The 14,558-nt window shown below is 43.1% G+C and carries 16 protein-coding genes; 6 read left to right on the forward strand and 10 right to left on the reverse strand.

The window, feature by feature from the left end:
* Nucleotides 1-166 precede the first annotated feature (166 nt).
* The 4 genes from G3T18_RS23340 (at nt 167) to G3T18_RS23355 (ending at nt 5,072) form a co-directional block, all read left to right on the forward strand.
* Nucleotides 167-1,855 (forward strand): serine/threonine-protein kinase, encoded by a 1,689-nt coding sequence (locus tag G3T18_RS23340; RefSeq protein WP_224412996.1) that lies wholly within the window; start codon nt 167-169, stop codon nt 1,853-1,855.
* A 210-nt stretch (nt 1,856-2,065) separates the two neighbouring features.
* Nucleotides 2,066-2,656, forward strand: a complete 591-nt coding sequence (locus G3T18_RS23345; RefSeq protein WP_224412997.1) for a COP23 domain-containing protein — start codon at nt 2,066-2,068, stop codon at nt 2,654-2,656.
* Entirely contained in the window at nt 2,656-3,528 is an 873-nt protein-coding gene (locus tag G3T18_RS23350) for a S1 family peptidase (RefSeq protein ID WP_224412998.1), read from the forward strand. Before G3T18_RS23345 ends, G3T18_RS23350 begins: the two co-directional genes overlap by 1 nt.
* A 2-nt stretch (nt 3,529-3,530) precedes the next feature.
* The gene (locus G3T18_RS23355; RefSeq protein ID WP_224412999.1) at nt 3,531-5,072 is read left to right on the forward strand and encodes a tetratricopeptide repeat-containing S1 family peptidase; all 1,542 of its coding nucleotides are present in this window, start codon (nt 3,531-3,533) and stop codon (nt 5,070-5,072) included.
* Nucleotides 5,073-5,114: 42 nt separating this feature from the next.
* On the opposite strand, the gene G3T18_RS23360 is transcribed toward G3T18_RS23355, so the two are convergent.
* The 10 genes from G3T18_RS23360 to pgl form a co-directional block, all read right to left on the reverse strand.
* Nucleotides 5,115-5,774 carry a Na(+)/H(+) antiporter subunit B gene (locus tag G3T18_RS23360; RefSeq protein ID WP_224413000.1) on the reverse strand — a complete coding sequence of 220 codons (660 nt, stop codon included), beginning with the start codon at nt 5,772-5,774 and terminating at the stop codon, nt 5,115-5,117.
* Entirely contained in the window at nt 5,774-6,358 is a 585-nt protein-coding gene (locus G3T18_RS23365; protein ID WP_224413001.1) for a DUF4040 domain-containing protein, read from the reverse strand. Before G3T18_RS23365 ends, G3T18_RS23360 begins: the two co-directional genes overlap by 1 nt.
* Complete coding sequence (locus tag G3T18_RS23370) at nt 6,348-6,629, reverse strand: monovalent cation/H(+) antiporter subunit G (protein WP_224413002.1); 282 nt, start codon at nt 6,627-6,629, stop codon at nt 6,348-6,350. Before G3T18_RS23370 ends, G3T18_RS23365 begins: the two co-directional genes overlap by 11 nt.
* Nucleotides 6,626-6,856 (reverse strand): hypothetical protein, encoded by a 231-nt coding sequence (locus G3T18_RS23375; protein ID WP_263480564.1) that lies wholly within the window; start codon nt 6,854-6,856, stop codon nt 6,626-6,628. The genes G3T18_RS23370 and G3T18_RS23375 overlap by 4 nt, the downstream gene beginning before the upstream one ends.
* Nucleotides 6,857-6,873: 17 nt before the next feature.
* Nucleotides 6,874-7,263: a Na+/H+ antiporter subunit E gene (locus G3T18_RS23380; RefSeq protein WP_224413004.1), complete on the reverse strand. Its 390-nt coding sequence runs from the start codon at nt 7,261-7,263 to the stop codon at nt 6,874-6,876.
* Nucleotides 7,260-8,696 carry a cation:proton antiporter gene (locus G3T18_RS23385; RefSeq protein WP_224413005.1) on the reverse strand — a complete coding sequence of 479 codons (1,437 nt, stop codon included), beginning with the start codon at nt 8,694-8,696 and terminating at the stop codon, nt 7,260-7,262. The genes G3T18_RS23380 and G3T18_RS23385 overlap by 4 nt, the downstream gene beginning before the upstream one ends.
* Entirely contained in the window at nt 8,693-9,031 is a 339-nt protein-coding gene (locus G3T18_RS23390) for a cation:proton antiporter subunit C (RefSeq protein WP_224413006.1), read from the reverse strand. The genes G3T18_RS23385 and G3T18_RS23390 overlap by 4 nt, the downstream gene beginning before the upstream one ends.
* Nucleotides 9,032-9,463: 432 nt before the next feature.
* Nucleotides 9,464-10,672, reverse strand: coding sequence for a site-2 protease family protein (locus G3T18_RS23395; RefSeq protein ID WP_224413007.1), 1,209 nt, complete (start codon nt 10,670-10,672; stop codon nt 9,464-9,466).
* A 206-nt stretch (nt 10,673-10,878) separates the two neighbouring features.
* Nucleotides 10,879-11,655: an FHA domain-containing protein gene (locus tag G3T18_RS23400; protein ID WP_224413008.1), complete on the reverse strand. Its 777-nt coding sequence runs from the start codon at nt 11,653-11,655 to the stop codon at nt 10,879-10,881.
* Nucleotides 11,656-11,686: 31 nt separating this feature from the next.
* Complete coding sequence (gene pgl, locus G3T18_RS23405; RefSeq protein ID WP_224413009.1) at nt 11,687-12,409, reverse strand: 6-phosphogluconolactonase; 723 nt, start codon at nt 12,407-12,409, stop codon at nt 11,687-11,689.
* A gap of 398 nt (nt 12,410-12,807) precedes the next feature.
* On the opposite strand from pgl, the gene hpsJ-B reads away from it, so the two are divergent.
* Entirely contained in the window at nt 12,808-13,572 is a 765-nt protein-coding gene (hpsJ-B, locus tag G3T18_RS23410) for a hormogonium polysaccharide biosynthesis protein HpsJ (protein ID WP_224413010.1), read from the forward strand.
* A gap of 57 nt (nt 13,573-13,629) precedes the next feature.
* A complete protein-coding gene (locus G3T18_RS23415) occupies nt 13,630-14,508 on the forward strand; it encodes a glycosyltransferase family 2 protein (RefSeq protein WP_224413011.1) in 879 nt (292 codons plus the stop codon).
* The last annotated feature ends 50 nt before the right edge of the window (nt 14,509-14,558 follow it).

A 14,558-nucleotide genomic window follows, 5' to 3' on the forward strand; every position in this document is an offset into this window, starting at 1 on the left:
GCGCTTGCTTGCTGATTTTTTTTAAGTTGACTGGAAAAAAAGTGGATTTAGCTTTATAATTTAACTTATGAATGCTCGGAAAAATTTTTACTTTGGTGACACTCCCAGAAATTACTTAATGATTAAGTAACAAAGGATACATTTTTTGAGGAAGAGTGTTTGGAAAATGATCTCAACCCAAGCCGGAGAAATACCTCCAGGAAAGAAAGTCAATGACCGCTACGAGATTATCAAAGTAATTGGTCAAGGCGGTTTTGGGAGAACTTATTTAATTAGCGATCGACAACGTTTTGAGGAAAAGTTTGTCCTCAAAGAGTTTTTACATAGTCATACGAATACGAAAGCTATGGCTAAGTTTCGGGAATTGTTTGAGAGAGAAGCGAAAGTTTTACATCAGTTAAAACATCAGCAAATCCCTCAGTTTTTGGCTTGGTTTGAGGAAGAGGGAAAATTATTTTTAGTCCAGGAATATATTCAGGGTAAAAGTTATTCGGAATTTTTGGTAGAAGGAAAGACTTTTTCTGAAGCCGAGATTAAGCAATGGTTGTTAGATTTATTACCAGTTTTAGATTATATTCACGATCGCGGCATTATTCACCGGGATATCTCGCCTGATAATATCATTTGGTGCAGCGATCGCCAAAAACCAGTTTTGATCGATTTTGGTGTAGTCAAAGAAGCGATCGCTAGTGTAACTCATCTTCCTAGTTCGCCATTAACTCGCGTTGGTAAACCGGGTTATTCTCCACCAGAACAACTTTATCACGGTCAATCTAATGCGACTAACGATCTTTATTCTCTGGCAGTAACTGCCCTCGTTCTTTTCACCAGAAAAGACCCAAGTATACTCTTCGATACATCTAATTTTACCTGGAATTGGCAAAATTATGTCAATGTTAACAATAATTTTGCCCAAATTATTCAGAAAATGTTAGCAAATGCGCCCGAAGATCGCTATCAGTCTGCTCGAGAAGTTATTTCTGCCTTAGAAAAACTGAATCTAACGCCTACTTTATCACCCGATTTACCAGTAATCAAAACATCTGGGACAATTCTACAGCCAGCAGCAAAAATACCGGGAAAACCGATAGCTTTTACTTGTTTAGCGACAATTTTGATTGCTGGAGTCGTCGTTTTCGCGAAAAATTTGGGCGGGCTATGTAATATTTTTAACAATTGTCCGGTGGAAAATAACGAGGAGATCGCGCAAGTAAATGATTTGAATTTTACCGAAGTATATAACCAAGCTGTCGCTCAAGCAAACGCCGCCCTTGCCGAAACTCCTCAAAGTATCGCCGAATTAGCAGAAATTCATTCGCAATTAGATGATGCAATTAATCAGTTAGAAAATCTTCCCGCCCAAGATGAAGAATTGTTAATTTCTTATCAAAATAAATTACAAGAAATTGGCGATCGCTTGACAAAAGAGCAAGAAGCCGAAAAAAAATTTTCAGCAGCCGAAGCTCTTGCCGTTGAAGCCGATCGACAAACTAATGTAGCGACAACTATTTCCGAGTTAGAAGCAGCGCAAAGGATCTGGGAAGCAGCGCAAACCAAACTAGACGAAATTGACTCAGATACATATATTAGAGAAAATGTCAAGAGTAAAAATGCTGAATACCAAGAAAAAATCGCCAAACTTGCCGATTTAGTAAGACAAAAACAGTTACAAAGCGCTCCTAGCGTCGAAAAATTAGTACCGGAACAACCGACACCTAAACCACTACTCGATCGACCCTTTAGCCCCCAAGAAACGCCACAACCGCCGCGATTTAAAGAACCACCTGAGTTACCAGTCCCACCCCCATCCGAACCAGTAGAAACAAGACCAAACGGCTGTCCAGATTTTTGTTAAATTGCCCTTGGAAAAACTACTGGTTGGCAAACTTTACTGGCAAGAAAAGCCAAAAATATGAAGTTAAGATGAAGCCAAGAGCAGAGTAAGTAAAGATTGAATAAAGATTAGTCAAAAAGTAGGGTGAAAAACCACAAAAAAATTTCAGCAAGATTAAATTAGGAAAAACTAAAAAATTCACTCCGAGAGCAAAAAGTTCCGGTGAGGCTAATGAAATTACCATTAATAGCAAAAATAGTAGCAGCAGGAGCGATCGCCGCAGGAAGTATCGCGATCGCCCCATCCCCAACTCGCAGCCAACCCGCACCCGGTCAATCTGGTTTCTATTGTGACACCAATTCCGGCATACCGATCTCCATGTACCAAAATCGTCAAGGTGGCTTAGAGCCTTGGATACGCTGGACTTCTAACTTTGGTGAAAGAGTAGGTTACAACCCCTTACAACGCTGTCAAGAAGTTAGCAACCGCCTCGAAAGTTATCGACGCAACAAACAACTACGTTATATTACCGCCGGGACAATGAACGGACAACCAGTAATTTGTACCGCGCAGTACGAAAATGGTCCTTGTACCGGATTGATTTATACCCTCAAACCCGGTCAAAATGTAATTACAACCTTAAATCAATTTATCGCTTGGCGTACAGGAGTAGCAGGAACACCATCACTATCGGAAAGTGCAACAATTCCTTACATTGATGTGAGAGGAAGAATTGAAGAAGATAGCAATAACCTCAATTCTCCAGTTACACCTCAACCAACACCAGGAACATCAAACCAAGGCGATCGCCGGGAGTTATAATGCCTCAAAGCTGGTGGGAAAATCAAGCCAAAACTACTCAAAATCCAACCAGGAAAGTGGGTGCAACCCTCAGAAAAGGGCTTTTACCATTTTCTCTTTTCCTAAGTTGCGCGCTAATACAAAGCCCAGCAACCCTGGTGGCGATCTCAAATTCATCGGATTTATTAGCGCAACCAATTTCGATTAACTACCCACCAGCCAATGGGGCGATCTCCCGCATTCAATATCTTACCCAATTAACCACTGTCAGGATTCTCGCCGCGAAAGCTTCAGGATCGGGGGTAATTGTCGCTCGACAAGGACAAATTTACACCATCTTAACCAATTGGCACGTCGTTTCCTTCAGCGATCGCTTCTTAATTCTTACCCCAGACGGTCAACAATATCAACCTATCCAACCGCCACAACGACTGGGTAACACGGACATGGCGATCCTAAAATTTCAAAGTAATTTTCCCTACCAAATAGCACAAATTAGTCAACAACCAATTATCGTCGGAGAACCAGTATTTGCTTCTGGGTTTCCCATGTATCATCAAGGAACCTTAGCCACAACTTTTGATGAAGGAATCGAAGCCTTTCGCTTTACCCAAGGAGAAGTATCCTTGCTACCTGCCAAATCATTTTCTCAAGGATATCGTCTCGGCTATACTAACAACATTGAAGTGGGAATGAGTGGCGGTCCAATTTTTAATCTTCAAGGTCAATTAATTGGCATTAACGGTCGTACTAAATATCGCGATCCTGATTTTGGCGTATACGAATTTGAAGACGGTACAGAACCACCAGCAACAATGTTAGATCGTATGGTAGCTTCTAGCTGGGGAATACCGATTACTACTTATTTACAGTTTGTTTCACCAGGTAATTAATTATGAGTTGGGGTTATTCTCGTTTCGATTTGCTGGCGAATATTCTTAGCGGAAGTGCAGCCACAGCAGCGATCGTTATTTGTACCACAAGCGCAGCTACAGCTTTAAGTAAAACAGAAATCGCGCAAATAGCTACTAGCGTAACCGTACAAATTAATAATACTTTGGGAACTCCAGGCGGTTCGGGCGCAATTATTGCCCAAGAAGGAAATGTTTATACCGTTTTAACTGCTAATCACGTTGTTGAAAGTCAAGCAATAGAATATGTAGTTCGCACTCACGATGGCAGAGAATATCCCGTTATCGCTGTCAAGAGTTTACAGCAGAGTAAACAAGACCCCGATTTAGCGATCGTCGAATTTCAAAGTTCGCAAACCTACAAAATTGCTACGATCGGGAATTCCAACCAAGCAGAACAAGGTTTAGATATCTACGTTTCCGGTTTTCCCCTCGGTATTGATGGTGGAAGCGATCGCTTTCATGAATTTACCACAGGAATTATCACCTCGATCCAATCCGATCGCGAGCGAGGTTATTCTCTTCGCTACAACGCTTTAACTCGTCGCGGAATGAGTGGGGGACCAGTTTTCGATCCTAGTGGGAGAATTATTGGCGTCCACGGTGAAGGCGATCGCGAAGGTGTAGTTAGAAGTGAATCAGCAAATGGTGTCACCGTTGCCGAATTGAAAACCGGATTTAATGCAGCGATTCCAGTTAATACCTTTACCAGTTTAATCGCCAGAGCAGGTATAAATCGTTCCCAATTAACTTTTGACGATCGCTCCCCCGACAATCTCGAACAAGCTAAGTCTCCCGAAAGACAAGAATTAGTTGAAGCTTTAAATTATGCCGACGAAGGTAAAGTTTCCGAAGCAAGTCAAGCTTTTAATCGGATCGTCGAACGAGATCGAGACTCAGCCATAGCTTGGTTATATCGCGGTTTAACCCGCTACACCAGAGGAGACAGACAAGGCGCGATCGCCGATTATACTCAAGCTATCCAAGTCCAAGCCAACTTCTCCGAAGCTTACTCAAAAAGAGGATTAGCTTATTATCGCCTCGGAGACAAACAAAAAGCACTAGCCGATTATAACCAAGCTTTACAACTCAATCCCAGCGATGCTTATACTTATCTTAATCGTGGCGTACTTCGCGAAGATTTAGGCGATCGACAAGGAGCATTTCAAGACTACGATCGCGCCGTTCAAGTTGCGCCCAAATACGGTTTGGCATATCATAATCGAGGCATCATTCGCTACTATCAAAGAGAGTTTGAAGCTGCCCTGGAAGACATGGAAAAAGCCTCAGAACTTTGTTTTGAACAAGGAGATCTTGATTGTTACAACACGGCGGTAGAAAATCTTAATCAAATACAAAGACAAGTTCGTCGCAACTCCCAACGGCAACAACAAATCCAAAATCAACAACAAGTGACACCCCAACCAGTCACTCCACCTCAAAATACATCGCAACCTGTTACTGAAAATCAACCAGTAGTTCCCACTCAACCTGAATCTAATCCAGGCGGTTTAAGAGAACTGTAATCTAAAATTAAATCAGCGATCGTTCTTCGGAAAAATGCTCGATTATAACAATCCCCGATAGTGGATAAAAACCAAAACCACAGCCCACGAACCTAACGCAACCTTAATCGCCACTAAAATATTGAGTATAGGCAGAATGCCGCCGCTAACCAATGCGCCTAAATCTCCGTGAGGCAATTCTAACCCGCACAGCGTCATTGCAGACAGAACAATAAACAGTAGAACTGATACTTTCTCCCAAGTAGCCGCACGCCAGCGTTGGTAAATAGCCTGCATCCACTCTGGCGATGAGGTAATCGCCACTAGCCCAATTGCCGTTCCCCCCGCAACTCCAGCCGCAAATCCTCCACCGGGACTGAGATGTCCCCGAATCGCTAGTTCGATTCCCACCAACGCGGAAATAGTAGCCCCTAACCGGGCTAAAACAATCGAAGGGCGATCGTCAAAATGATAGATTGCACAGAACGGTTTTTCATTAGCTAATAAAAATTTAGCCCCAACGATCGCGATCGTAAAAACCACCACCTCAAAAATCGTATCATAGAGGCGATTGCGGAAAATAATCCCCGAAACAGCATTGGGAACGCCACTATCCTCAACTACAGTTTCGACAATCGAAACTAATAAGTCCGGTTCTGGATTTGGCACAAACAGCATTTGGACAAACAGCGCGATTCCGGCGACAATGTAAATCCATTTCATCAGTGCTTCTCCTCTAAGTTGGGTACTTTGACGTAGGTTAGAACCGTCTTGGGAGACGAAAGTTCGGCTTGCAGAATCTCGTAAATGCGTTGGACTCGAATGGCTAAGAGATCGGTTTGGGATTCAGGATGGGGAGTTTCCAAATCACCCTCTTCAGGCAACACTTTTCGCAAACAAGTCGCATGAACTTCTTTGTCCATCAACGCCCGATCTAAAGCTTGCAAGTCATTGTAGGGAACGACTTCCAGCCGCATATAATGCTTATCGAGCAGAGTTCGTAAATCAGCCATCAGGCGAGATCCTTTTGTACCTTTGGTGTCTGTCCCCTCTTCGAGTACTCCCAGACGCAATACCAACGACGATCGCACCGCCACCGCATACAACGTAATCGAAAGCAGCGTTCCCATCAAAGCTTCAGTCAAAGCCACATCCGCCGCCCCCAAAACTGCGTAAACCAAAGCCGCGATCGCACCGAGAACTCCTCGAATCACTAACGCATGGTACGGATTCACTTGCACAACCAGTATACAAGCAGTCAAGGGCAGCAAAGCAGTTATGATGATGTTGATCGAGTTATCGTTCATTCTTGCCCCCACTGCTGGAACAGTAAGCTAAGACATACCCCAGAACTGTATTCCAAATCGCCAGAGTAATAATCGCCAGAACTAACAACGGCCACTCACGGGGAATCTTCAACAGCAACCCGAAAACAATAATCATCGAACCCAACGTATCCGCCACCGAAAGACTGTGCAGCTTAAATAATACCGAGCGATCGCCAACCAAGGGAAAAGTTCCCCAAAACCAGAAAAAGATGCCAATGCCCATACACAGATAACTTAATCCGTCAATCATAATTCATTCAATCGCCTAATTATGTGTGCCAGCAACATTAATCCCGCATTTCCCACACTGAGGATGATGACTCCGACAACGCCAATCGTCCAATCGTCGCGCAAGACAGAAACCACTAAAATCGCGATCGATGTTTTGCTCGCAATACTGGCAAAGGCTAACATTTTCTGCCAAATATCATTATCCTGCCAAGCTTCATCGATAGGAATCAACAAAGCCAAAATCATCGCAATCAAAACTAAATTCACAACCTTCTCCTCCGTCGTACTCGGTGGACTTGGTACCAACCGTCTTCGTGGTATTTCAGAACAATCGTCTTTGGTGTAAAGGTAATCAGAAAAATATCGAGAAAAATCAGTCCGGGAGTTCGTTGGGGTTTAACCCGTTCCATCACAACATCTTCGTATTTATGCGGGCGAAAGATGATTTCAAAAGCCTCAGCATAAGCTTGGGGAATCGCCACAATCACCTCACCCAAAACCCGCAGCCAATCCTGTAAAGACTCCGGGGCTTTATTCCGACCGGGTAATAAAAATGCTACGGCAACGCCGATAATAATATTAGCAATACTAAAATTTGCCGTGAGCAGAAACCAAATTGTCAGTCGCAATATTAGATTCAAATGCCCAATCATGCCAACACCATCCAAAATAGTAAAATCGACATCAAACTCATCGCACCGATTAAATGGTCAAAATTTTCTAAAGCCCGGGGCAATTTAAGGGTAATGCGTCGAATGATGAAGAAATATGCTAACCAGCCTAGAGCAATTTTTACCAAAGCTTTTGTAATATTTACTACGGTATAAGCTTCAACGTAAACAGCATTAGCGACAATTAACCCGCCCAGCAAAAGGATCGCTGCTAGCCAAAAACCAAGCTTGATTCTGTCTGAATTTTCTGGTTTTTGATGGGGCAAAAAGATAAATTTGGCATATACCGTTGCCGTTCCCACGATCGCGATATTCATCAGAATTACTTGCCAAGATACCAGATTTTTCAGAGTTAACATCTTTGCGCCAAAGCCTGCTAAGAGGGGAAAGCCAGAAATCGAAAAACTAGCGACGACTAAGGTAATCCAGATCGAAGTACGAAGTGGTTGGTTTTGTAGTTCCTTGAGGTCGCGACTAGGTAAGTTACCCGCGATCAGAAATAGTAGTGCTTTGACTAAGCCGTGAGTTAGCGCATAAAAACCCCCAACTTCCGGTGCGGCTAGAATCAAGCCTAGTTGGGAAGTCGTACTTGATGCTAAAACTCGCTTGGTATCCTTTTCAAAAACGGCATAGCACACGCCTAACAGCGCCGTTGCGACTCCGAAAATGCGCACGATGGGTTCTACCTCTTCCACCATTAAGGCGCAGCGCACCAGGGGATATACGCCTGCTTTAACGACGGCACCGGATAGCAGTGCTGATACGGGGGTTTCTGATTCGGAATGAGTAAGTGGCAACCACAAGCCGGAAACAAAGATGCCACCTTTAACAAGGAGTCCGACAAAGAGTAGAGCGATCGCTTCTGGTGGGACTTGCTCTAAACCAGCAAAGCTAAAAGAGTGGTTGGCTTTATAGACCAGTACGGCTCCGACCAGGTAAAATAGCATTGCCGTGTTGCTGATGAAGAGATAGCGTAAGGCGACCCAAATCGAGCGATCGTTACGAGGATAGGCAATCAACAGAAATGCGGCAATTCCACTTACTTCGAGAGCGACGTATAAACTAATGAAGTCGCTACAGATGAAAGTAGCATTAACGCTACCGTGTAGCATCAAGATTTGGGCGTAAAAAAAAGCGGTTTTATCGCTAGCCCAACAATAGAAGAGAACGGCAAGTGTGACTAAGGCATTGGTGAGAATAAAGTAGCCGCTTAAGGAATCGATGGTTAAAGTTACGCCAAAGTTATCTAGAAATTGCAGGGTTAGGGGTGACGGTTGGATAAAAACGAGCAATGCGTATCCCAGGGAAGCAATAGCTCCAATTAGTGCGAGATAGCGGTCGAGTTTAGGAAGGAGGTAGATGGCAAAACCTAAGAAAAATGGCAGTGCCATCAAAACGATAGTTATCGAACTCATGGCGTGTTGTTTTTTTCTATTTCTTCGCTTTCTAAAGTTGGATTATCCCGCGCTAATTTCATCACACCGACGAGCATGAGCGCCTGAATGGAAAAGCCGATGACAATTGCTGTCAAAATGACCGCTTGGGGAACGGGATCTGAGTATTGGGGAAAATCCCCAGTTGTGGCAATAATTGGTGCAAATAAGCCTTCGCGCGATGCCACCGCGACGTAGTAGGCGATAACTCCTGTACTCATGATATCCATTGAGACAATCTTCATGAGCAGGTTCTTTTTGAAAATTATGCCAAAAAATCCGATTAATATCGTTGCAAGTACGCAGGCTTCTAACACGGAAGTCGTTTTTTTGATAAAGGGGATTATTAATAATCTTTAGTCAAGAATACACTATTGGCGATCGCTTGTAGCTGAGGATAGATTAAAACTTCTTTTTAGTTCTATCAACATTCACAATTTGTAACTTATTGCTCAGTCAACTAAAGCCACTTCAATGTTGCCGTAGCAGTTAACTTGCGGTATTAGATCTTCACTCTCCGTTTAACTAAAGCGTTCCAGTAGGGATATTTGTTCTTAGCTAGGATAAACTTGTTACTACAACGATCGCTAAACCCAAGATAATAAATCCTTTAATTTTCCCAAACGGTTAATGCTCGCTGCGACATCTATCCCAAGGGGTAAGATCGCTCCTCGGCAGTAATTCCCTGTACTTTTTCCCAGCAACAGGGAATAGTAATGTCCAAGAATTTAATCGTTAATTACCGATCGCTAATCTTTAATCATTTTGGCGATCGCTTGTAACTGAAAGTTTTGCGGATACGTTCCTTCAGCTTTCACTCGTTTAATTTCGGCTTCGGGAATCGGTAAATGTTCTTTCTCAGCTACTGCTTTGACAATATCCCCGCGATCGATTATTCCTGCTACAGCACCTGCGGGAGAAAGAACTGTAATCCGAGTTAAGTTTTCTACTTCCAGTTTTTCAATTACCTCGACTAAACAAGTTTTTTCTTCTACAGAAGGTATTTCTGTCAAGGGACGAGCAATATTTTGTAATGTAAGAATTTCCCATTGACTGCGTTCTACCAACTGCAACTCTTGGAGAGAAATCATTCCCCGATAGCGACCGTCAGAAGCAGCAAAATAAGGGATGGGATTGAAACTTTCTCCGAGGATATATTCTTGAGCAAACTCGCGTAAACTTAAGTTAGCATTAACCACCCGAAATTCCCGAGTCATTGCTTCGGAAGCTACCATCTCAATTAAACTTTCTTGCAGTTTAGTGAGGCGATCGTAAGCGTTTGCATTGCGGAAAACAAACCAAGCAATAAAAGTAATCCAGATTGCGCTAAAAGCACCTGTTAAGAGAATTAAAAATAAACCTAAGCCAATTCCTAATAAACCAATTAATTTGCCAGATGAAGAAGCAAAACGCATTCCGGTAAAGCGAGATCCTGTTACTTTCCAAACCGCAGCTTTTAAGACCTGACCTCCATCTAAAGGTAAACCAGGAATTAAATTGAAAATTGCTAAAACTAAATTAATTCTTGCTAAATCTAAAGTTAAGTATTCCAGAATTCCTGTAGTCCAAAGCTGATGTAATCCTAAAAATAAACCAAATAAAGCTACACTAACCGCAGGACCCGCGATCGCTACTTGAAATGCTTGACCGGGAGTTTTTGATTCTCGATCGATCGAAGCTATACCCCCAAACAAAAATAACGTAATTGATTTTACTGGAATTCCTTGAGCTTTGGCTACCAAACTATGACCGAGTTCGTGTAGCAACACCGAACCAAAAAGCAACAAAGCCATGATTAAACCAGTTACCCAACCCAAAAATAGATTACCCTGAGATAAATTATTGGCATTTACTTCGCCAGCATTAATAATTGTTACAAAAGCTAAAATTAAAAACCACGAAGAATCTATATAAAGAGGGATGCCAAATAAAGAGCCAATTTGCCAATTTCCTTGCATGAAAGTTTCCTGCCTTGATACGCCCAATACCTCTAACTTCTAGAATAGCAAGGCAGCGATCGCCATAACACTATCCCCAATTATTCTTTTCTGAAACTGGGAAAATTTTTTTTGACAAATTCAACTTAATATGTTAAAGAATATAGACTTTTGATAATTCATCTCAGGCGAGAGCAAAAATTCAGCCGTGAGACGAATTATCAAAGTTAAGAAGAAAGTTGAAAGATGAAAGTAACCTTATCACCCTTACCCAAAGCAAGGCGATCGCCTGGACGCAACTTATGTCTATTACCTGGGAGTAAAGGAGTGTGATTAACGTAAGTACCGTTAGAACTACCCACATCTTCAAGATAATAATTATCCCCTTCAACACGAAGATCGGCGTGAATGCGGGAAACAATATCCGAATCAGGAAGCCCTGCTACATCAATATCCGGCGGTACTTTATCGTTAGGTTTACCAATATGAATGACCGAGAGATTTTGAGGTAATTCAAAAGTTTGGTCAGTTTGGACGTGCAGCAAACTAGCCGTCTGTAACTGTAGCTGAGTAGCCGCACCACCACTAGAACGAACAGGAGAAGGTGGCGGTGTCGGAGTTGGTGTGACCGGATCGGGAGGATCGGGTACTGGGGGTGGTGTGGGCGTTGAGGATACCGGATCGGGTACTGGGGGTGGTGTGGGCGTTGAGGATACCGGATCGGGAGCGCTGGCGATCGTCGGTGGAGGCGTAGGTGCAGCTTCTGGATCTGGGGAACTACCGCCAATTTGTGTCGGTGGTAAGGGCTCGGGTGAAATACCTGTTTCCGTTTCTGCATTACCTTGCAAATTGTAACCACACTGACCGCAGAAAGTCGCATCTGGGAGGACATCAGTGCCACAGTTAGGACAGTTCGTGGTTTGACTAGGTAAAGGAGTGTAACAAGCTTCGCATTGCATTGCTCCATCTGGGTTTGAGTGATTGCAATTAGGACAAACAATCATAAGCACTTATCAATCTGAAATTATTACTAAGCTAGTTTTTTAGATTCGCTCCGGCTGATTCATCCAAAAGCCACCAAAGTTCGCCTGTAGGGGCAATTAAACGGGCAGGATAAGTCAGTTCCGAAGCTTCTGGGGCGAAAACTCGTTCCAGGGCAGTTTGCTTATTTGCTCCCGCAACAATAAATATTACACAACGGGCATGGTTAATCAGGGGAACAGTAAAACTCAAACGAGGTTCACCATCTTTGTTACCCACCGTCACCAAGCGATCGCTAACTGAAAGAGCCTCAGTGTGTGGAAACAAACTTGCTGTATGTCCATCATCTCCCATTCCCAATAAGATTAGATCGAAAATGGGATAGTCTCCAGGTTCAATTCCAAAAAATTCACGTAATTCTGTATCATGTTTCGCCGCATCAGCCTGGGGATCTGCCCCTAAAGTAGGCATCGGATGAATATTCGCGGCGGGGATCTTCACTGTGTTTAACCAAGCTTCACGAGTCATCTTTTGATTACTATCAGGACGATCTGGGGGAACATAACGTTCATCACCCCAAAAAACGTGAATCTTGTCCCAAGGCAAATTTTGCGTCGCGATCGCTTGATAAATTGGTTTTGGCGTACTACCACCAGCCAAAGCGATCGTACAAATCCCGCGTTCAGCGATCGCCGCTTGAATTTTTGCCAAAATCAGTGAGAGCGATCGCTCAATTAAACCTTGCTTATCTGGTAAAACTTCAACAACTTTTTTCATTAGATTAGCTGGATGGAGACTTTAGTAACAGCTTACCTACCAATCGCCCTTTATGGCAGTTGCGTTGCTCATTAACGGTAAAAGCGATCCTCATCAGCTCGATTTCCTACCGTTGAGCTAAGATAGTCAAGTTTAGAACTTGTTCGCTCTGGTTTGTTCCCTGAGCTAAGTCAAATATTCTTTCCTAGCTGATCAATTTACAAATTATGGCAAATAAACCTATAGCTGAACTTTTGCGGACATAAGTCACCAAACAGGCTAAAAAAACAGTTAAGTTAAAACATGAAAGGAGTCAGAAAAACTTGCTCGATCGGATCGATAACTGACTTAGCATTCTCAGACAATTACGGATCGGTAGTTTTGACTGCTTCTTGGTAAATTATTTTTGGAGTAAATCGATGAATAACGCTGGTGCTGCTTCACCTACTGCATTTGCCCTTAAAATAGTCGGAGCAATTTTGATTATCTCCTCTTTGCTCGACTGGACTTTGTTAGCGATTCCTTTTCAAATGCAGAATCGCGGTTGGCAAATACAATTTATTAGCCAAATTGTCGATCGCGGTATTATTCCTATGGTCGGGATGGCTTTCCTCCTCGCCGGGTATTGGATGGAAGATCGCCTCAGTGGTGGTGATGGCAAATTAGGTTTAAGATTGGTAACATTTATTCTTGCCAGTCTCTTAGGATTATTTTTTCTCCTGGTTATTCCCGTACATTTGAATAATTTGCGCGTCCAAAGAGGGGAAGCTTTGCAACAAATTGAACAAAGAGCCGCCCAAGCGGAAACTCAACTTGAAGCTCAATCCGCCCAAATTAATGCTTTACTAGAAGACCCTCAAAGGTTACAACAATTAGACCAAGCTTTAGCTAGCGATCGATTACAAGGACCGCAGCGAGAGCAGCTTGAACAAATCAGACAACAAATTGAAGATTTACAGCAAGATCCCGCCGCTTTAGAACAACGAGTTTCTCAGGCTCAAAATCAACTCGGCGAACGGAGGCTGGAATTGGAATCGCAAGCAAAAAACCAAGTTATCGAATCTGGTGTAAGTACAGGCGTAAGCAGCTTACTTTTGGCGATCGGCTATATTGCTATTGGCTGGAGTGGCTTGAAAAGTATGGGGGGAACCCAAGCTCCTCGTCGTAAAGCTTCGATGAGGTAAGTAATTTTTGGTGAGGAATTTTCCAGAATTTGAGCAAATACACCGCAACGAGAATCAATGTTTTCGATTTATATCCTGACCTATAACGAGGAGTTAGAAATAGCCCCTTGTCTTGAATCAGCCCTACTGTCTGATGATGTGGTAGTTGTCGATTCCTACAGTAGCGATCGCACTGTGGAAATTGCTAGTCGCTATCCGGTTCGGATAGTGCAGCACGCTTTTGAAAGTCATGGTAAACAGCGAACTTGGATGCTGCGTGAGGTTCCCACTCAACACGATTGGGTTTATATCCTTGAGGCTGATGAACGGATGACTAAGGAGTTGTTTGCTGAATGTCTCCAAGCACTCAAGTCGGATACTTATGTCGGTTACTACGTTGCCGAACGGGTGATGTTTATGAATCGCTGGATTCCTCATTGTACTCAGTATCCCCGCTACCAAATGCGTTTGTTCCGTAAAGACAAGGTTTGGTTTGATGATTACGGTCACACTGAACGGGAAGTTTGCGACGGTGCCACGGATTTTCTCAAACAAACTTATCCTCACTACACCAGTGGTAAAGGTTTTAGCCGTTGGATTGACAAACACAATCGCTATTCCACTGATGAAGCTAAAGAAACCCTGCGTCAGTTAAAAGAAGGTCAGGTCGATTGGCAAAAATTGTTCTTTGGCAGTTCGGAGGTTGAAAGAAGACGTGCTTTAAAAGACTTCTCTTTGCGTTTGCCTTTTCGACCTTTGGTGCGTTTTGTCTATATGTACTTTTTTCTGGGAGGGTTTCTCGACGGGCGTGCGGGCTTTACTTGGTGTACTTTGCAGGCTTTCTACGAATATCTGATTGTTCTCAAAGTTTGGGAACTTCAGCAACAAGATCCTCCTAATGATTCTTTTGAAGAAGAAACTGTTTCGCGAGAAACCTCAATCGGTTCTTCGTCGTAGTCAAAAGATAATACTCCTGCAAATGCTAAAATGTAATTTGCAATACCATT

This window comes from Oscillatoria salina IIICB1 (genome assembly GCF_020144665.1).
In the GTDB taxonomy this organism is placed as follows: domain Bacteria; phylum Cyanobacteriota; class Cyanobacteriia; order Cyanobacteriales; family SIO1D9; genus IIICB1.